Genomic DNA, 19137 nt, shown 5'->3' on the forward strand with positions numbered 1-19137 from the left:
CCTTACCAGGCGACCGGCAGGGTGAGCGGATAGCGCCAGATCGAGTTGGTGTTCCACCGCACCTCCTCCACCGGTACGGCGAGCCGCAGTTCAGGGAATCGGTGGAGCAGGGAGCCGATGGAGACCTGGAGCACCATGCGGGCCAGATGGGACCCGAGGCAGTGGTGGCTGCCGTACCCGAAGGCCATGTGGGGCAGGGGCTCGGCGCGCTCGAAGTCGAGGTCGTCCGGGCGCTCGTAGGCGAGCTCGTCGCGGTTGGCCGTCAGATACGACACGTGCACCGTGTCGCCGGCCTTCACGGTGACGCCGTCGAAGTCGACGTCCTCCAGGGCCACCCGGGGGATGCCGACCCCCTGGCGGAAGGGGATGTAGCGCAGCAGCTCCTCGATGGCCCGCGGCAGCAGTTCGGGGCGGGCGCGCAGCTGGGCGAGGTGGTCCGGGTACGTCAGCAGGGTGTAGACGATGTTGCTGATGTCGTACGTGGTGGTGTCGTGGCCGGTGACGACCAGCAGCATGGCCAGCACCGACAGCTCGGCCGGCTCCAGCGCCTCGTCGCCGATGCGAGCGGTGGCGAGCGCGCTGATCAGGTCCTCGCCGGGGTTCCGGCGCCGCTCGGCGGTCAGCTCGTCGAAATAGCCGCGCAGCCCGGCCTTGGCCTCCGCCGCGGACTCCTTGTCGGCGACGCTCATGGACATCATCGCCATGGCCCAGCGGCGCAGCTGCGGGCGGTCCGCCTCGGGGACGTCCAGCAGCTCGCTGATCGTCATCAGCGGGATGCGGCCCGCCAGGTGCTCGGCCACGTCGGCGGGCGAGCCGTGCTCGGCCATCTCGTCCAGCAGAGCGTCGGTGGTGCGCTGCGTCCAGGGGCGGAGCGCCTCGACCTTCGGGGTGGTGAAGGCCTTGATGATCAGCTTCCGGACCCGGTTGAGCGCGGGCGGGTCCATGAGGTTGATCGCCTCGGACTGGGCGATGGGGGCGGGGGTGATCCGCGGGAAGTCCTGGCCGATCAGCGCGGCCCGGCTGAAGCGCCGGTCCGACGTCACCGTCTGGACGTCCGCGTAGCGCGTGACGAGCCAGCAGTCGCCCTTGCCGTACGGCATGAGGACGCGGGTGACGGGCGCCTCGGTGCGCATCCGGGTCATGAACGGATCGGGCTCCAGGGCCTCGTCATGTCGGAAGGGACACGTTCGAACGGAGTCCGAAGTGGTCATCGCAGCACTCCCTCAAGCCCAGGGCCCCGCCGATGGCGTGCCAGCCTATTTTCTGACCATGCCGCAACTTCCGGCGCGCCACACACAAGCATTCACAGTTCACCCAAATGATGGATTTTCCAGCGAATCGCCCGTCACATCCCGCTCCTAGACCCCTTTTCCCCCTTTAATTTCCCATCCTCCCGGGCCGCCCGCTCAGTCCGCCGCCACCTCGCGCCCACCGCTCCGGCCGCACGCCCCGCGCCTTCGCCGCCGCCCGCGCCCCTTGCCGCCCCACCGCGCTCGAACATCCCGCCTCACCCCGCCGCCCACGGACGCCCGCGTCGCCCGGCCGCCTCCTTCGAGCTGCGCGCCCCCGGAGCCGAACCTAGACTCAAATCCGGCATCACCGCACAAGTGATGACATTTCCCCTCAAGGAGGCGTGATGCTCGCTCAAAAGACGGTCCGGATCGTCGCGACCCCGGCCGAGGCGTCAGCGGTCGGCTCGATGATGGTGGAGCCCGAAGCCACCGTCAGCGACCCGCCACTCCCCGCCCCGGAGGCAGCGGGCTTCATCCTCGCGCTGCTCCTCATGTCCCCCAAGGAGCCGAAGGAGCCGAAGGGCAAGTGACCACCCGGGCGGACTTCGCCGCGGCCACAGACGAACTCGCGAACCGTGTCCTCGGCGCCCTGCGGGGCGCCGGGGGCACGGCTCTCGTCGCCCGGCACATCGACAGCGCGCCCGACACCCTGGCGGCCCTCGCCGCCGTAAGGGTCCTGGGCGCGGACACCTTCTCCCCCCACCTGCTCGCCGGCACCCCCTTCCACGCCGACGACGCCGCGGCCGTGGCCCGGTCCCTCGACGCCTTCCCGACGCCGGCGGCCGGGCCTTCGGCGCGCCCGGAGGAACGGACCGTCGCCTGGCGCGACTGGGCGACCGCCCAACTCCTCGCCCGTTTCGGCGAGAACGGCGCACCACCGGCGGCGGCGGAACCGCCGGGCGCCGCCGACGACCTCGCCGACACCACCGACTGGCAGGGCTGGTCCGTAAGGATGGCCCAACTCGCCACCCTGGCCACCCCCGGCCTCGACGGCCCGGTCCACGAAACGGCCCGCCGCGCGGCGCTTCCGCTCGCCCGCGGCGTCACCCGCTCGGTCCTGCGCCGCGACTTCCCCACCGCCGTAAGGCTCGTCCGATGGCTGGCCTGGCTCGGCCACGAAGGCGTCGACCTGCCGCTGGACCCGGCGCCCGTCCACGAACACGTCCGCCTGCTGGGCGGCGCGAGCCCCCGCACGGCCCTGGACCTGGCCGTCACGGACCACCTGCTCACCGCGCGACCCCCGGAGGCGGTACGGACATGACGGTTCCCGAGCCGGTGGCCGCGGCCGCCCGGAGCATGGCCGACCGCGCCCTGTCCTGGCTGCACGCCAACCGCGCCCTCGGCGCCCTGCCGCCCGGCACCACCGAGGAGCTCGCCGACCCCGACAGCGTCTACAAACCCCTGGGCGAGACCACCCTCGCGGCCTCGCTGCTCCTGCGCGACGGCGTGGCCGGCCCCGGCCAACTCGCGGCGGCCCAGAGCCTGATGGACTTCACCTGGGACCAGTTCCGCCAGGGCGACATGCTCTACGAGCGCCAGCTCCGCCACACCCTGATGACCGACCCGCTGGAGGTCTACGCCCCCTTCGTCCGCTGCGGCTACCGCCACGCGGACCTGGACCGGCTGCTGGCACACCGCGCGCGGCTGCGCTCGGTGGACGGCGTGGAGCTGCTGCCCAACCGCCGGCTCGCCGCCGCCAACGCCGCCCGCGTCGTCGGCCTCGACCGGGAACCCGGCGGCGGGCCGGACTGGGACGCGCTGGCCCGCGCCACCTGGCTCGGGGCCCGCCCCGAGCCCTGGGCCATCAACTGGATCACCGCCTACGCGATGACCCACACGGTCTTCCACCTCACCGACTGGGGCCGCCTGCCGCACGGCATGCCGCCCGACCTCACCGCGTACGTACGGACGTGGCTGCCGGTGTGGATCGACATCTGGCGCGAGGTCCAGCAGTGGGACCTGGTCGTCGAACTCCTCATCGTCGGCGCCTCCCTGGACGAGCCGTACTGCCGGCCGGAGGACTGGGAGGCCGTCGCGGCCCTCCAGCACGAGGACGGCCTCGTACCGCGCGACGGCGACCCGGTCGACGACGACCCGCGGGAACGGTTCACGGACCACCAGCACACCGTCGTCGTCACCGCCGTCGCGGGCTCCGTCGCCCTCGCGCGGGCGGCGGGCCGGTGACGTCCCCGCCGCTGGAGTCCTTCCTGGCCCCCCTGCTCGCCGCCGCCCGCGGCGCGGACGCCGTGGCCGTGGCGGCCGTACGCGGCGGCGAGCGGCTGGTGGCCCGGCGGGGGTCCGCCGGGCCGGGCACCCGCTTCGAGACCGGCTCCCTCACCAAGACGTACACGGCCCTGCTGCTCGCCGAGCTCGCCGCCCGCGGCGAGGTCCGCTACGACGACCCCGTCGACCGCTATCTGCCCCGGCGGGTCCCCGGCCCGTCGATCACCCTGCTGCACCTGGCCACCCACACCTCGGGCCTGCCCCGGCTGCCACCGGGCCTGGTCACCCGCTCGGCGCGGCACGCCTGGTTCAGCAACCCCTACGCGGGCTTCTCCGCCGCCGACCTCATGGCCGCGCTGCCCCGCACCCGGCTGCACCACGCGCCCGGCACCCACGTGCGCTACTCCAACTTCGGCGCCGGCCTGCTGGGCCACGCACTGGCCCGGGCGGCGGGGGGCTCCGGCGACGACTACGCCGGACTGCTCGCCGCGCGCGTGCTCGTACCGCTCGGACTCACGGACACCGACTGCGACCCCCTGCGGCCCCAGGCGACCGGCCACTGGCACGGGCGGCCCCGGCCGCCCTGGCTCATCCCCGCGCTGCCCGCCGCCGGGGCCCTGCGCACCAGCGGCCGGGACCTGCTCCGGCTGCTGTCGGCGCTGCTCACCCCGCCCACCACGGGCCCGCCGAGCCTGCGGACCGCGCTCCGGGACGTCCAGCGGCCACGGCTGGCGCTGCCCCGCACGGGACACCGCCTCTGCCTGATCTGGAACCTGCGCCCCCGCGCGGGCCGCCCGCTGTTCCACCACTCGGGCGGCACCCGTGGCTTCACCGCCTTCGCGGGCTTCCTGCCCGGCTCCGGCACCGCCGTCGCGGCCCTCGCCAACACCTCGCCGACACCGCTGGCCCCCTTCGTCCAGGCGGCCTACGGGACACTGTGCGCCCTGGACGCCTCAGTCCCCGGCGACGTGACGGACGACCGTGTCGGCGAACTGCCGGGCGGCGGGCGAGAGGGCCGACCACTGACGGGCGGCCCAGCCCACGTCCAGTGACGGGATCCCGCCGACCGGGATCAGCCGGACGTTGTCGGCACACTGACCGACCAGCCCCGGCACCGCGGGTATCAGCGCGTGCCCCAGGCCCATCTCGGCGAGCAGCAGCGCGGTGTCCCAGTCGGTCGCCCGGGTGGTGGTGGCGCGGGGCGGGAGGCCGTGCGCGCCCAGGTAGTCCTCGACCTGGCGGCCCGAACTCGTGCCCGTCGGCGGCCGTATGAGCCGGGTGCGGGCCAGGTCCTCCGCCGCCAGGGCCGTCTCCCCCGCGAGCGGGTCCTCGGCGCGTACGGCCAGCACCCACTCCAGGCTGATGACAGGCCGCTGCTCGACCCCCTGGGTGCCGGCCGCCTCCGCGGTGATCGTCACCCAGGCCAGGTCGACGGCGCCGGTCCGGAGCGCCTCCAGACAGCGGTGGCTGGAGCGCTCCGTGTGGAACTCCAGCCCGACTTCGGGGTAATCACGGCAGAACTCCTTTATCGCCGCGCCCAGGAAGTTGCGGATGGTCGTGGCCCCCGTGGCGATGACGACGCCACCCCCCTGCCCGGTCCGCAGCTCCTCCAGCGCCCGCAGCCCCTCGCCCAGCGCGGTCAGCCCGTCGGAGGCCGCGCGCTGGAGAATCCGGCCCGCCTCGGTCGGTGCCACGCCTCTGGATTGACGCTCCATCAGCGTGAGCCCCACCTCCTTCTCCAGTCGGCGGACGTGCTGACTGACGGCCGACTGGCTGCAGTTCATCTCCCGGGCCACGGCACTGAGGTTGCGGGCCTCGCACACCATGACGAACACCTTCAGGTCATCAAGCGTCACCCGCCCAACATACAAGTCATACCTTGGGGAGTTCGAGCCTCCTCATAGGATTGACTTGGCTGCCGGGCGGCCGCATGATCTCCATGAACGGCGGCAACCTGTCCGCGGCCTCACTCAGCACAACGCGCCGGAACTGAGCATGCGCAGCACCGGTCACTGTCGTCGCCGCGGACGGGTGTCGACCACCGCCGCCCGCCGCCCGCGCCGCGACCGCCCGAGGCCCACCGGAGGTCACCGGGAACCGGAGCCGGCCTTCGCGCCCAGCAGCTCCGCCAGCGTCTGCTGCACGACCTCCGTCTCCTGCTCCCGCAGGTAGAAGTGACCGCCGGAGAACGTCCGCACCTCCACCGGCCCCCGCGTCGTGTGCCGGGCCCACCCGGTCAGCTTGTCCCCCTCGGTCAGGGCGGTCTCGCCGTCCCCGGCCAGGGCCGTCAGCGGCACGGGCAGCGGCGCGTGGCCACGCCACTCGTACTCCTCCAGCACCGTGTAGTCGGCGCGCAGCCCCGCCGTCGCCATCGCCCGCAGCTCGGGGTGTTCCAGGACCTCCGGCGGGATGCCGTTGTGCCGCCCGTTCACCGCCGACAGCAGCTCGTCGTCCGGCAGGCGGTGCACACCGGTGCGGTTCCGGGGCACGTCGGGCGCCGGGCCGCTGGAGACGACGAGCCGCTCCGGCAGCCGCCGCCCCGCGTCCCGGAGCGCGCACGTCAGCTCGTACGCGACGAGCGACCCCATGCTGTGCCCGAAGAAGGCGTACGGGCCGGTGAACTCCTCCTCCAGCAGCGCCCCGACCAGCGCGTCCATGGAGGTCACCGCGGGCTCGCCGAAGCGGGTGGCCCGGCCCGGCAGCTGGATCGCGTACACCCGCACACCCGGCATCCGCCTGCCCCAGCGCAGGTACTCGGCGGCCGACCCCCCGGCGTGCGGGAAGCAGTACAGCCGCAGCGGGGCCTCCTCCGCGGCCCCTCCGACGATCCACCGGGACGCCGGAGCGACGCGCCCTTGCTGATTCATGCCTTCTCCTGTCCACCCGTGCCGAACGCCCCCGTCCGGGCGCGCGTCGACACTACTGACCGGCCGCACCCGGGAACGTGGCGTAGACAACTACCGGACCGTGACACCGCTTACAGCGTGCGGCGGCCGCCATGTCGCGGGGCTTCCTAGGGGTTTCACCGCGCGTGTGATCGTATATAGGTACGGACTGGGGAGGACGTCAGATGCCCAACGGGAAACTGCTCGCGATCAGCGATCTGCATGTCGTCTACAAAGACAACCGCGAACTCGTCGAGACGCTGCGACCGGAATCCGAGGACGACTGGCTGATCGTCGCCGGCGACGTCGCCGAGCAGTACGCGGACATCGAGTGGGCGCTGAGCCTGCTCAGCCGGCGCTTCGCCAAGGTGATCTGGGCACCGGGCAACCACGAGCTGTGGACCCACCCGAAGGACCCGGTCGACCTGCGCGGCGAGAAGCGCTACCTGCACCTGGTGGAGCTCTGCCGGAGCCTCGGCATCGACACGCCCGAGGACCCGTACCCGGTCTGGCAGGACGAGGGCGGCCCGGTGGCCGTGGCCCCGCTGTTCGTCCTCTACGACTACTCGTTCCGGGTACCGGGCGCGCACACCAAGGAGGAGTCGCTGCGCCTGGCCTACGAGGCTGGCATCGTCTGCACGGACGAGCACTTCCTCTTCCCGGACCCCTACCCGACGCGGGACGACTGGTGCCGTGCCCGGGTCGAGCTCACCGAGCGCCGCCTGGCCGCCGTGGACCCCGCCCACCGCACGGTCCTCGTCAACCACTTCCCGCTGGTACGCGAACCCACCCGGATCCTGCGCTACCCGGACTTCGCCCAGTGGTGCGGCACCGAGCTGACAGCCGACTGGCACGTGCGCTTCCGCGCCGCCGCCGCGGTCTACGGCCATCTGCACATCCCCCGCGTCACCTGGCACGACGGCGTCCGCTTCGAGGAGGTGTCGGTCGGCTACCCGCGCGAGTGGCGGCCCCGGCCGCCACGCCGCCCGCTGCGCCAGATCCTGCCCCGCCCGGTCGGCGAGACCCCGGGAGCGGCACGATGATCGAGCGGATCCTGCCCGGCCCCGTGGTCACTGAGGAGACCTTCGCCGATCCCGCGGGGGCGGCCGACGCCCTCTTCCCCGAGGAGGCCGCGGTCGTGGCGCGCGCGGTGCCCAAGCGGCAGCGCGAGTTCACGACCGTACGGCTGTGCGCGCGCAAGGCGCTCGGCCGGCTGGGGCACCCGCCCGCCCCGCTGCTGCCCAGCCGGCGCGGCGCGCCGCAGTGGCCGGCCGGGGTGGTGGGCAGCATGACCCACTGCGAGGGCTACCGCGCGGCCGTGGTGGCCCGGGCGGCCGACGCCACCTCGATCGGCATAGACGCCGAGCCCAACGGCCCTTTGCCGGAAGGGGTGCTGGAGAGCATCGCCCTGCCGGCCGAGCGCGCCTGGGTGCGCGCCCTGGCCGCCCGGCGGCCCGAGGTGAGCTGGGACCGGCTGCTGTTCAGCGCCAAGGAGAGCGTCTTCAAGACGTGGTACCCGCTCACCGGCCGGGAACTGGACTTCGTGGAGGCGGAGCTGGAGGCCGACCCGGACGCCGGGACGTTCTCCGCCCGGCTCCTGGTCCCCGGGCCGGTGGTCGGCGGCCGCCGCCTCGACGGTTTCACGGGCCGCTGGCTCGCCGACCGGGGGCTGGTCGTCACGGCGATCGCTCTGGAGGCGTCACCGGCGCCGTCCGACGGGAGCGGTGGCGCGGGCGGGGGTCTTCCGGGGGCTTCGGCGCATACGGCGTAGGCGCGGGGCCTTTCCCCTCTCCGACTTCTCGGCTTTCGGTCTTCCCAAGGTGAGGCCGGCCGCTCCGGGCACTTCCCGCCCCCTCGCTCGGGGGGGCGCTCGGAGACGGCGGCGGGGTCGCACGTATCCGCCGGCTCGCGGCACTCACCTACGAAAAGGGAAACGAGGAGGCCCGGGCCGGCCAGGGCCCGGGCCCCCCGACGGAAAGGCTGTTCATGGGAATGAACCGGCATGGTGCGACCGGAAAGTCCACTCCCTCGAAAATCACCCCCACTTCGGTCGGCGCGACCTTCGGATCCGTGACCGTGGGCATCAGCAGTGCCTACGTGGCCACCGGATCCGTACTGATCACGTGTGTCGCCGGCGGCCTCGGACTGGCCGTCGTGGCGCTGCTCATGGCGGTGTTCCTCATCGCACGCTGACCCGCGCTCTCCTCGGGGGGATCGTCTACGGGGCCCCGTAGACGATCCCCCGCCGGGGATCCGGGTCGCTCCTCGGCCGACCGTCCTCCGAAATCGATTCCTCCAAAGTCCATTTCTCACTGCCAGACCGTGAGACTGACGAGGCAGCGCTTCTCCAGCGGCTCCCGGAGCGGCTGGGGAGTGGCGGCGGCGGGCTCGGCGACCGCCGCCGCCGTTCCGCTCGCGGCTTCCTCCTGGTCACCCGCGGAGTACGCGGTGAAGGAATTGGAGCTGAAGAGCATTCCGCAGATGAGCCGGAAGGTGCCCCAGGCGGAGAGGGAATCGTAGAAACCCCGGTCGACCATGACGCGTTGCGGTACGACGACGTCCAGATAGTGCCGCCAGGCGTCGGACCCGGGCTCCAGGTCATCGTCGGGCCCCACGTATCCGTCCCAGAGGGGGCCCGCGATTCCCGGCCGGTAGGAGAACACCCAGCGGCATTGCCCCGGGTACGAGGCGGCCATCGCCGGATGCTCGGCCGGCGGGCCCAGCAGGGTGACGTCACCCCGGAAGAGGTTCCACAGCCGGGGCAGTGTCTCCAGCCCGAGCTCCTCCAGGAACTCCCCCACTTTCGTCTGCCGCCCGGCCGCGTCCCGGGTCCGGAAGTCGTACAGCTGGAAGACCCGGCCGGCCGCCCCGACCCTGGGATGGCGCACGAGGGCCGGGCCGTGCGAGGTGAGGCGGATCCACAGCGACACGGACGCCAGCATGGGCAGCGAGATCCACAGCAGGGCGGCGCCGACGACGACGTCCAGGGCGCGCCGGCTCCTGCTCATCGGCGCCGGTGGATCGGCGACCTCGACGGCCTGGGGCCGTAGCCGCGCCAGGGCGTCGGGCTGGAGGCCGCCCGGCCGGTGCTCGCGGAGGTCCCGTAGATGGATGGCCGTGAACAGGGCGGTCGAGACGATCACGCCGAAGCCCACGGACTGGAGGAGCGTCTGGACCCAGCGGGGCACGCCGTTGTCCGGTAGCGAGACCAGCGCCAGGGCGAGGGCCACGACCAGCAGGAAGCCCATCCCGAAACGGCACCACCAACGGCGCCGGCGGCGGCCGCCGCGCACGGCCGCCGCCCCGGGATCGTCGCTGTCCGGATCCGCTGCCCGGCCGCCTGACAGGGCGGCCAGGCTCAGGAACTCCTGAAGACCGGCACTGCCCGCCGGGTGGCCACGGACCACGGCCCGGCGGGCAGCCTCGATCTTGATCTCGATGAGCTTGCGCTCCACCGACTCCTCAGGGATTTCCGTCGCGAGCCCGGCGTCGAAGGCATCCTTGAACTCCCTCAGCCGCCTGTCGGCCGCCGCGTTGTCCGGACTGCATACCAGGGCATGCCCATTGATCGCGGTCATAAGATCATTGATCGTCTCGACGATACCTTCGTCGCCATGTGCGCTCATTACTCCTCCTCACCGTACCTATCAGCTGTGGCGCGGCTCTCCTGAAGAATCCGGTAGAGATTTTCTCTCGCCGATCGCAGATTGGACCGTACCGTCGCCGCGATATCACCCGTGATCTCAGCGATCTCGGAAGGACTGAATCCGTCGTACGTGTAAGCAATGACCTGACGCTGCTTATAACCGAGGTTGCTCATCAGCGCGAGGACTTCCTCCTCCTCGTGGCGCGAGGGGGAGTCGGGTCCGGGCGACGCCTCACCGACCGCCCAGCCGCCCCTGACGGCCCGGGCCGGCGCGTCCAGATCACGGGCGGCGGACCGGAGGTAGTGCCGCTCGGCGGTCTTGCGCACCCACGCGAGCGGGTGCTCGATCCCGGTCCAGCATTCCAGCGCCTTGATCATCGCGGCCGAAGCGGAATCCTCCGCTTCCTCCCGGGTGGCGCCGATGAACCGGAGAAAGCCGATCAGCTTCCGGTAGTCCGACCGGAAGAAAGCGTCGAAATCATTCCCGTCGGGGCCCCTGCGATGCTGCACGAGATATCCCTCCTCAATTCTCAGCCGCTGCTGATGCAGGGGAGTGACATGAGGAAGGGCAATCGTGTGATGCGACCCGGGACCATATCCACTACGTCGCATAAATCTACGATCGGATCGGAACCCTGCCGGGAATCGCCCCGAACGCCCCGTCAATACGTTCGAACTTCGCCGGATCGCACAGATCTCCACGCCCGCCGGCACAGGCGACCGCCCCCGAGGCCGTCCGCACATGACCTTCCTCTCCGGAGCAGCAACCACCACAGCGAGGGCGACCGAGGGCACGACCCACCGGGGAACCCCCGTCCCCCGACGGCCACTGCCCGCCGCCTTCACAGCTGAGTGCCCCGACCCCCCACCAACGTGCAACGCGCCCGGACCCTTTTTCCCCGACCCCGGGGGGTTACGCCTGACGGACGCCGACCAGCGCCTCACGAGGCCCACGAAGGAGCCGCGACAGAACGCCCCGTCCCACCCACCACCGCGACGGAACGCCCCCGCCCCCGCATCAGACCTGGTCAGCCCAAAATCCGTCGATCACTCGTCACGGTGGTCCACTCATCGGCAAAGAACCCCGGCCCGGCACCGGCAGTTGCCGATCTCGACAACCACTCCGCCGAAAGAGGCCCATATGAGCAACCCTTCTTCCTCGGCGCACGACGAGCCGGCAGTCGCCGTCGCACCAGCCGCCACGCCGCGAGCGCCGGTCGAACCCACGCCCCAAGTCCCCGACCAGGAACCCGAGCGCCGCCCCCTCGGCGTCCTCGCCTTCGTCTGCGGCGCTGTCACGGTGCTCGTCACCGCCGCCTTCTTCCCCAGCCTCCCCCACGTCATCGACTGGGGTGCCGTCCTCACCGCCCTCGCCGTCGGTCTCCTCGCGCGTCGGACATGGCGGACCCGGGCCGCGAAGAAGCGAGCGGGCAGGGAGCAGCCGACCGGGGCCTAGGCCCGGAAACACAAAGAAGGCCAGGTCACCCGGAGGTGACCTGGCCTTTCCCTGAGCCGCCTTCGGGATTCGAACCCGAGACCTACGCATTACGAGTGCGTTGCTCTGGCCAACTGAGCTAAGGCGGCAAGCTGCGGGGGCCGGATCGGCATCAGCAGCGGGGCCAAGTTTACACAGTTTCCGGGGGTGCTCCGCACACGGCGGCCGAGGGGGTGGATCCGCAGGTCAGGTGCACTTCTGGGAGGCGGGGGGCGTGGTGGTGGTGAGGAGGTAGCCGTTGACCGCGTTGTCGATGCAGGCGCTGCCCCGGGTGTAGGCGGTGTGGCCGTCGCCGTCGTAGGTCAGGAGGCGGCCCGAGGAGAGCTGGGAGGCCAGGGCGCGGGCCCAGGGGTAGGGCGTGGCCGGGTCGCGGGTGGTGCCGACGACGAGGATGGGGTCGGCGCCGTGAGCGGGAATGAGGTGGGGGCGCCCGGTGGCCGGTACGGTCCAGTATCCGCAGGTCAGGGCCGCCCAGGCGAGGCTCGCACCGAAGACCGGGGACGCCTTCTCGAAGGCCGGGAGGGCGTCGCGGACCTCGCCCGGACTGCGGAAGGCCGGGGGCAGGTCCAGGCAGTTCACGGCGGCGTTGGCGTACATGAGATTGGCGTAGGCGCCGTTGCCCTCGCGCTCGAAATAGGCGTCCGAGAGCCTCAGCAGCGGGGCTCCGTCGCCGTGCGCCGCCGCCCGGATCGCCGAGCGCAGCAGGCCCCAGGCCGCCTCGTCGTACATGGCGGAGATCACACCCGTGGTGGCGAGGCTCTCGGTGAGCTTGCGCGGCTTGGCCGCCGGCAGCGGGTGGGCGTCGATCTGCTTGAAGAGGGCGGCGAGGCGGTCGCCCGCGGCCCGCGCCGTGGTGGTGCCCAGCGGGCAGTCCTTGTGCCTGGCGCAGTCCTCCGCGAAGGCCGTGAAGGCCGTCTGGAAGCCCGCGGTCTGATCGCGGTTGACCCGCTCCGAATCCAGCGACGGGTCGAGCGCGCCGTCGAGGACGAGACGGCCGACGCGCGCCGGGAAGAGCCCGGCGTACGTGGCGCCGAGGAACGTGCCGTACGAGGCGCCGACGTACGTCAGCTTCTCGTCGCCCAGGACCGCGCGCAGGACGTCCATGTCCCGCGCGGCCTCGACCGTCGACACATGGCCGAGCAGCTTGCCCGAGCGGGCCTCGCAGCCCTCCGCGAACTTGATGTAGGCGTCGACCAGTTCGCCGGTCTCCCCGGCGTCGTCCGGCGTCTGGTCGACCTGGGTGTAGGCGTCCATCTCCGCGTCGGACAGGCAGACGATCGGCTCGCTGCCGGCCACACCGCGCGGGTCCATCCCGACCATGTCGTACCGAGCGCGGACCGGGGCGGGATAGCCGAGGGCCGCGTACCGCTGGAGGTAGCCGACCGCCGAGCCGCCCGGGCCGCCCGGGTTGACCAGCAGCGAGCCGAGGCGCTTGCCGGGCCCCGTCGCCTTCTTGCGGGACACCGCGAGCTTGACGTCATCCGCCGCCCGCGGGCTGTCGTAGTCCAGCGGGGCGATCAGCGTCGCACACTCGAAACCGCTCGTACCGCACGGCCGCCAGGTCAGTTTCTGCGCGTAGTACGGGCGGAGGCCCGACGGCACCTCGGCCGGCAGCGGGGCCAGGGGACGGCCGGGCGCGGAGGCGGAGGGCCCGGTGGCGTACGTGGTGGCCGACCCGGCGTACGAGGCCCCGGCCCCCACGTACGGCGCACCGCGCCCCGCCTGCGCCGCGTCGCTCCACGCCACCCCCTCGCCCCGGCCCTTCGACGGCACCGCCGCCGACGCCCTCGGCGACGAACCTCCCATGGCGGCGCCGGAGAGCAGCAGCGCCGCGGTCGCGGCGACGGCGCCGGAGGTGCGGAGCAGACGGCTGGTGTCCATCGGCTGGTCCCTCTACGTGGAGTGGACGGGCAGAAATGTGCGAGTGCGCGGAGAACAGGGCGAAACACCGAGGCACACACCGAGACCGACCCCATGACCACTTTCGTCACACGGAGTTACGGAGAATCGGGTTGCCTGGACGGAGCGTATCCGCAGGGGTACGTCCCATGGCCAGCCGGAGAGCCGCATTGGGCTCGTTCGAGTGAGAAGGCGTAACCGTAGGCGACTTGGCGCGTACGGCCTCCCGTCACCCGGCCCGGAGCGCCACCGTCATCGCCTCGACCGCGAGCAGCGGCGCCACGTTCCGGTCGAGGGCGCGGCGGCACTCGATGATCGCCTCGATGCGGCGCAGGGTCTGCTCGGGTCTCGATCCCGAGGCGACGCGCCGGAGGGCGTCCCCGACGTCCACGTTGGCGATCGCGACCGGCGAGCCGAGCTGCATCGCGAGGACGTCGCGGTAGAAGCCCGTCAGGTCGACGAGCGCGAGGTCGAGGCTGTCGCGCTGGGTGCGGGTGCCGCGGCGCTTCTGGCGGTCCTGGAGGTCCTTCATGACGCCCGCGGTGCCGCGCGGCAGGCGCCCGCCCGTACCGGCGGCCGCGCCCAGCGCCGCGCGCAGCTCCTCGGTCTCCTTGGTGTCGACCTCCTCCGCGACCTGCTTGGCGTCCTCGGCCGCCGCGTCGATGAGCTCCTGGGCGCCCTTCAGGCAGCCGCCGATGTCGTCGACCCGCAGCGGCAGCTTGAGGACGGCCGCGCGGCGGGCACGGGCGCGCTCGTCGGTGGCGAGGCGGCGGGCCCGGCCGATGTGGCCCTGGGTGGCGCGAGCCGACTGTGCGGCGAGCTCCGGCTCGATGCCGTCGCGGCGCGTGAGCAGATCCGCGACGGCCTCGACGGGCGGCGTCCGCAGCGTGAGGTGCCGGCAGCGGGAGCGGATCGTGGGCAGGACGTCCTCCAGCGAGGGCGCGCACAGCAGCCACACGGTGCGCGGCGCGGGCTCCTCCACGGCCTTGAGGAGGACGTTCCCCGCGCCTTCGGTCAGACGGTCCGCGTCCTCCAGGACGATCACCTGCCAGCGGCCGCCCGCCGGGGACAGCTGGGAGCGGCGGACCAGGTCGCGGGTCTCCTTCACACCGATCGACAGCTGGTCCGTGCGGACGATCTCGACATCGGCGTGCGTGCCCACGAGCGAGGTGTGGCAGCCGTCGCAGAAGCCGCAGCCGGGCATGCCGCCATGGGCGCGGTCGGGGCTGACGCACTGGAGCGCGGCGGCGAACGCGCGGGCCGCCGTCGCCCGGCCGGAGCCGGGGGGGCCCGTGAACAGCCACGCGTGCGTCATCGAACCGCCGGCGGCGGGCACGCCGCCCTCCGGGGACGCGGCACCGGTCACCAGCGCGTCCGCGTCCCGCGCGGCAGCGGAGAGCTGCTCCGTCACCCGGTCCTGGCCGACCAGGTCGTCCCACACCGCCATGGCTGTCCTCCGCCCTGTTCGTCCTGCGGTTACCCATTGTCGGCCACGGCACTGACACCGCGGACCGTGAACGGGATATCGAGGGGGAGAAACGGCGACGCGGTACGGGCCCGCCTCGGGCCCGTACCGCGCTCGTTCGACCGCCCGCCCGTCCGCCCGTCCGTCCGCTCGTGCGACCGTCCGCCCGTGCGACCGTCCGCCCGTCAGCCGTCGCGGCGCTTGCCCCGGCGGCCGGGGTGGTCCTCGTCGTCGTGACGGTCGCGGTCGTGACGGTCTCGGGGGCCGAGGAGCTCGTCCGCGAGGGTCGGGGCGTCGTCGGACGAGGCGCCCTCCACCCAGCCGGGGCGGCGGCGCGGCCGCGCGCCGGGGGCCGCCCCGCCCTCGTTCAGCTGCGGCAGCTCACGCGTGACCTCACTGTCGGACGCCCCCGAAGAGCCCGCCGGGCCGGAGCCCTCCGAGCCCTCGGCCGCGGGGTCCTCCGGCCGGAAGAGCCACGTGGGCACCCGGTCCGTCGGGTCCTCCGGACGGTCGACGTGACCGGGACCGGTGGTCCTTACGGGCGGAAGCACCGCCGTCTCGTCCGCGGCCCCGGCCGGGGCCGCGGTGTCGCCCTCGGGGCGTACCGGCGGAAGCACCGCGGTCTCCTCCGCGTCACCCGACGCGGCGGGCGCCGCCGGCGCCGGGCGGGCGGGCGGCTGCGGCAGTACGGCCGTCTCCTCGGAGTCCGAGGCGCCCCGCGCGGCCGTAAGGTCCGAGGCCCCGCCGGAAGCACCGGAAGCACGCGAAGCGCCCGAGGCACCGGACGCGCCCCCGCCGGACTTCTCCGGCTCCGTCCCCCACGTCACCCGCTGCTGCGGCGTCGTGTCGCGCACCGGCGGCAGCACCGCCGTCTCCTCCTCCGCGGCCGGACGGGCGGCGGCGGTACGCGGGTCGACGCGCGGCCGCTCGACGGTCGGCGTCAGGTCCGCCGTGCGCGGGTCGGTCCGCCCGACGACGGGTCGGCGGACCGTCCGCGTCGCCTCGGAGTCGTCGCCCGCGGCCTGCGCGGCGGAAGCTCTGCCCTTACCGGCGGAGGCCGCACCGACAGAGGCCGCACCGGCAGAGGCTCCACCAGCAGAGGCTCCACCAGCAGAGGCTCCAGCAGCAGAAGATCCGTCGCCGACGGAACCCTTACCGGCAGAGGCTTCGTCCGCGGCGGCGAAAGCTTCGTCCTTACGGAGCGAGGGCCGCTCGACGGTCGGCGCCTCACCGGCGAGGGAAGCGTCCTTACGGAGCGAAGGCCGCTCGACAGTCGGCGCCTCGTCGGCGGTGGAAGCCGCGGCCGCCTCGGCCGCCGCGACCCGCGCCTGCTCCGCCCGCAGCAGTGCCTCCTCCGCCTTGCGCTGCTTCTCCAGCCGGCGCTCCGCGGCCTCCGCGCGCAGCCGGGCCTCCTCCTCGGCCCGCTTGCGCAGCCGCTCCTGCTCGGCGGCCCGGGCGCGCTCCTCGGCCTCGCGGCGCCTGCGCTCCTCCTCCGCCAGGCGGCGGGCCTCCTCGGCGCGCTGCCGGGCCTCCTCCGCGAGGCGCTCCTCCTCGCGCTTGCGGGCCTCCTCCAGCTCGCGCCGGCGGCGTTCCTCCTCCTCGGCGCGCAGCTTGGCGAGCTGGGCCTGGCGCTCGCGCTCCAGCCGCTCCTCCTCCGCCTTGCGCGCGGCCTCCTCCTCGGCCTTGCGGCGGGCCTCCTCCTCCGCGGCCTTACGGGCCTGCTCGCGGCGCTCGATCTCGGCGGCGGAGAGCGGGAGGAGCTGGTCGAGTCGGTGGCGTACGACCGTGGAGACGGCCTCCGGCTCCTGGCCGGCGTCCACGACGAGGTAGCGGGAGGGGTCCGCCGCGGCCAGGGTCAGGAAACCGGTCCGCACCCGCTGGTGGAACTCGGCCGGCTCGGACTCGAGCCGGTCGGGCGCCTCGGTGAAACGTTCTCGCGCGGTCTCGGGCGAGACGTCGAGCAGCACCGTCAGGTGCGGGACGAGACCGTCCGTGGCCCAGCGCGAGATCCGGGCGATCTCCGTCGGCGAGAGGTCGCGGCCGGCGCCCTGGTAGGCGACGGACGAGTCGATGTAGCGGTCGGTGATGACGACGGCGCCGCGCTCCAGGGCGGGCCGCACCACGGACTCGACGTGGTGGGCGCGGTCGGCCGCGTACAGCAGCGCCTCGGCCCGGTCGGACAGGCCGGCGGAGCCGACGTCGAGGAGGATGGCGCGCAACCGCTTGCCGATGGCCGTCGCGCCGGGCTCGCGGGTGACCACGACCTCGTGGCCCTTGGCGCGGATCCAGTCGGCGACGGCCTGGACCTGGGTGGACTTGCCGGCGCCGTCGCCGCCCTCGAAGGCGATGAAGAAGCCGCTGCCGGAGGGGGCCTGGGCGGGGTCACCGCCGCGCAGCACGTCCATCAGGTCGCGGCGGAACGGTACGCCGTGACGGTCGTCGGTCTTGCCGAGGACGATCGCGGCGACGGGCAGCAGCAGCGCGCCGACGAGCATCAGCGTGAAGGCCGCCCCGCCGTGCGCGAAGACGAAGCTGCCGCTCTCCACCCGGTGCGGCCCGATGGCCGCGGCGAGCAGGGGCGCCGCCACGGCGCCCAGCGCGGCGCTGACACGGACGACGGCGTGCAGGTGGTCGGTCGTCCGCGCGCGGCGGCTCTCCTCGGTCTCCTGGTCGAGCAGGGAGTGCCCGGTGTTGGCGACGATGCCCGCGCAGACGCCGGCGGCGAGGACGAGCAGCAGGACCGTGGTCGGGTCCGGCACCAGGCCGGCGGCCAGCAGCGCGAGGCCGGCCAGGGCGAGCGCCAGGGCGAGCAGACGGCGGCGGGAGAAGCCCGGCAGCACCTTCCGCGCCGTACGGATGCCGATGACCGGGCCACCGGAGAGGGCGAGCACCAGCAGCCCGAAGGCCACCGGGCCGCCTCCGAGGTCGACGGCCTGGAGCGCGGCGACGCCGACGGACGCGGCGACCGCTCCGGCGACGGCCGCGCAGGACAGGACGAGCACCGGGATCGCGCCCGTACGGCCCGCGTCAGGGGTTCCCTGGAGGCCCTTGGGGCGGCGCAGGCCCTCCAGGGGCGAGCGGACGCGCGGGGACTGCGTACCCGGGAAGGTGAGGAAGTAGATGACCGCGGCCGAGGTCGCGAACAGCCCGGCGGCGAGGTACGCGCCCAGGGCCGCCTGGTGCGCGTGGAACCAGTCGATCCCGGAGCCGAGCACATTGCTGACGAGCGTGATGGCGACGAGCGCGGCGGCGGCCACGGGCAGCGCCACGAAGTTCGTCCGCAGCGAGAGGCGGCGCAGCGCGTCGTAGTGGTCCGGGAGGGGGCGTACGGCCGCGCCCTCGGCGGGCGGGGCGGGCAGCAGCGTGGGCGCCGCGCCCTCCTTGGCGACGGTCCACATGCGCTCGGCGACGCCCACGACGAAGGCCGACACGAGCAGCAGGGCGAGCGCCTTGCCCTCGGTCCAGTCGATCCACAGGGGGGCTACGGCCAGCAGGGCGAGCCGTACGCCGTCCGCGCCGATCATCGTCCAGCGCCGGTCGAGGGGCCCGGCCGGCGCGATGAGCGAGGAGACCGGGCCGAGCAGGGCGGCGCCGAAGAGCAGGGTCGCGAGCAGGCGCGCGCCGAGGACCGCGGCCACCGCCGTCGCGGCACCGCGGTATCCGCCTCCGAAGGCCCCCGTCACGACCGACGCCTGGAGCGCCAGCAGGAGGAGGACGAGGAGGGCGAGGGAATCCCCGATGCCGCCGACGAACTGGGCGCTCCACAGCCGCCGGAGCGGAGGGATGCGCAACAGGGCCCGTACGGCGCGCTCGCGGGAATCCGCGGCTAGGGCGCCGGATGTGGTGGTTTCCACCGATGGCTGCTCGGCTCGCGTCATCCTGCCAGCCTATCCGGAGTGTCCGGACCTCAACCGCCACGCCGAACATCTGATCGACCTACGGAGTGGTCGTCCCACCGCCGAAAGCGCTGCTCACGCGGCTTCTCCGGCACCGGCGACGCGGAGCCGGGGCGGGGCGGGTCGAGCTGGGTCGGGTCGGCCGCACGGGAACGGCGCGGCAACGGCGCGGCAACGACAGAGGGCGGTGAACCGGATTCCGGTTCACCGCCCTCGCTCGCGTCGCCGCCCACTCGCGTCGCCCACGAATGCCCACAGACACCCGCGGACGCCCGCGACACCGAAACCGACGCCGAAGACCCCCGGCCACGGTCCCCTCGGGTCCCGGGCCGCCCC

At 73.4% G+C, this 19137-nt stretch carries 16 protein-coding genes and 1 tRNA gene; 8 read left to right on the forward strand and 9 right to left on the reverse strand.

The genetic code is table 11. The annotated features are described in order from the left end of the window. Window positions 1–2: 2 nt before the first annotated feature. Entirely contained in the window at window positions 3–1211 is a 1209-nt protein-coding gene (locus tag LUZ64_RS27080; protein WP_095578753.1) for a cytochrome P450, read from the reverse strand. Between the two features lie 425 nt (window positions 1212–1636). Between LUZ64_RS27080 and LUZ64_RS27085 the strand changes: the two genes are divergently transcribed. The 4 genes from LUZ64_RS27085 to LUZ64_RS27100 are packed head-to-tail and all read left to right on the forward strand — an operon-like array spanning window position 1637 to window position 4567. Beyond that, window positions 1637–1822, forward strand: coding sequence for a hypothetical protein (locus LUZ64_RS27085; RefSeq protein WP_095578754.1), 186 nt, complete (start codon window positions 1637–1639; stop codon window positions 1820–1822). Continuing rightward, the gene (locus LUZ64_RS27090; RefSeq protein WP_095578755.1) at window positions 1819–2553 is read left to right on the forward strand and encodes a hypothetical protein; all 735 of its coding nucleotides are present in this window, start codon (window positions 1819–1821) and stop codon (window positions 2551–2553) included. The genes LUZ64_RS27085 and LUZ64_RS27090 overlap by 4 nt, the downstream gene beginning before the upstream one ends. Next, window positions 2550–3476 (forward strand): DUF6895 family protein, encoded by a 927-nt coding sequence (locus tag LUZ64_RS27095; RefSeq protein WP_095578756.1) that lies wholly within the window; start codon window positions 2550–2552, stop codon window positions 3474–3476. Before LUZ64_RS27090 ends, LUZ64_RS27095 begins: the two co-directional genes overlap by 4 nt. Next, a complete protein-coding gene (locus LUZ64_RS27100; protein WP_095578757.1) occupies window positions 3473–4567 on the forward strand; it encodes a serine hydrolase domain-containing protein in 1095 nt (364 codons plus the stop codon). The genes LUZ64_RS27095 and LUZ64_RS27100 overlap by 4 nt, the downstream gene beginning before the upstream one ends. Here the strand turns inward: LUZ64_RS27100 and LUZ64_RS27105 are convergent. Further along, window positions 4469–5371: a LysR family transcriptional regulator gene (locus LUZ64_RS27105; protein ID WP_095578758.1), complete on the reverse strand. Its 903-nt coding sequence runs from the start codon at window positions 5369–5371 to the stop codon at window positions 4469–4471. The genes LUZ64_RS27100 and LUZ64_RS27105 overlap by 99 nt on opposite strands. A 231-nt stretch (window positions 5372–5602) precedes the next feature. Then, the gene (locus LUZ64_RS27110) at window positions 5603–6382 is read right to left on the reverse strand and encodes a thioesterase II family protein (RefSeq protein WP_095578759.1); all 780 of its coding nucleotides are present in this window, start codon (window positions 6380–6382) and stop codon (window positions 5603–5605) included. 203 nt (window positions 6383–6585) lie between these two features. On the opposite strand from LUZ64_RS27110, the gene LUZ64_RS27115 reads away from it, so the two are divergent. The 3 genes from LUZ64_RS27115 to LUZ64_RS37270 all read left to right on the forward strand — a co-directional run bounded on the left by LUZ64_RS27115 (window position 6586) and on the right by LUZ64_RS37270 (window position 8593). Then, on the forward strand, window positions 6586–7443 hold the full coding sequence (locus tag LUZ64_RS27115) for a metallophosphoesterase family protein (protein ID WP_095578760.1): 858 nt from the start codon (window positions 6586–6588) through the stop codon (window positions 7441–7443). Beyond that, entirely contained in the window at window positions 7440–8171 is a 732-nt protein-coding gene (locus LUZ64_RS27120) for a 4'-phosphopantetheinyl transferase family protein (RefSeq protein ID WP_095578761.1), read from the forward strand. The genes LUZ64_RS27115 and LUZ64_RS27120 overlap by 4 nt, the downstream gene beginning before the upstream one ends. Before the next feature lie 299 nt (window positions 8172–8470). After that, on the forward strand, window positions 8471–8593 hold the full coding sequence (locus LUZ64_RS37270) for a hypothetical protein (RefSeq protein ID WP_267897154.1): 123 nt from the start codon (window positions 8471–8473) through the stop codon (window positions 8591–8593). Window positions 8594–8709: 116 nt separating this feature from the next. On the opposite strand, the gene LUZ64_RS27125 is transcribed toward LUZ64_RS37270, so the two are convergent. Then, complete coding sequence (locus LUZ64_RS27125) at window positions 8710–10026, reverse strand: sugar transferase (protein WP_095578763.1); 1317 nt, start codon at window positions 10024–10026, stop codon at window positions 8710–8712. Next, on the reverse strand, window positions 10026–10556 hold the full coding sequence (locus tag LUZ64_RS27130; protein WP_095578764.1) for an RNA polymerase sigma factor: 531 nt from the start codon (window positions 10554–10556) through the stop codon (window positions 10026–10028). Before LUZ64_RS27130 ends, LUZ64_RS27125 begins: the two co-directional genes overlap by 1 nt. Before the next feature lie 631 nt (window positions 10557–11187). Here LUZ64_RS27130 and LUZ64_RS27135 point away from each other — a divergent pair. Continuing rightward, complete coding sequence (locus tag LUZ64_RS27135; protein ID WP_232390373.1) at window positions 11188–11502, forward strand: hypothetical protein; 315 nt, start codon at window positions 11188–11190, stop codon at window positions 11500–11502. Window positions 11503–11556: 54 nt separating this feature from the next. Here the strand turns inward: LUZ64_RS27135 and LUZ64_RS27140 are convergent. From LUZ64_RS27140 to tmk, 4 genes are all read right to left on the reverse strand, one after another. Further along, window positions 11557–11630 (reverse strand) — tRNA-Thr (locus LUZ64_RS27140). A gap of 97 nt (window positions 11631–11727) precedes the next feature. Beyond that, window positions 11728–13422: an alpha/beta hydrolase gene (locus tag LUZ64_RS27145; protein WP_095584037.1), complete on the reverse strand. Its 1695-nt coding sequence runs from the start codon at window positions 13420–13422 to the stop codon at window positions 11728–11730. Between the two features lie 247 nt (window positions 13423–13669). Then, window positions 13670–14887, reverse strand: coding sequence for a DNA polymerase III subunit delta' (locus tag LUZ64_RS27150; RefSeq protein WP_095584036.1), 1218 nt, complete (start codon window positions 14885–14887; stop codon window positions 13670–13672). A gap of 203 nt (window positions 14888–15090) precedes the next feature. Next, window positions 15091–18783 carry a dTMP kinase gene (tmk, locus tag LUZ64_RS27155; RefSeq protein ID WP_095584035.1) on the reverse strand — a complete coding sequence of 1231 codons (3693 nt, stop codon included), beginning with the start codon at window positions 18781–18783 and terminating at the stop codon, window positions 15091–15093. Between the last annotated feature and the right edge of the window lie 354 nt (window positions 18784–19137).

This window comes from Streptomyces albireticuli (assembly GCF_021228125.1).
Taxonomy (GTDB): Bacteria; Actinomycetota; Actinomycetes; order Streptomycetales; family Streptomycetaceae; genus Streptomyces; species Streptomyces albireticuli.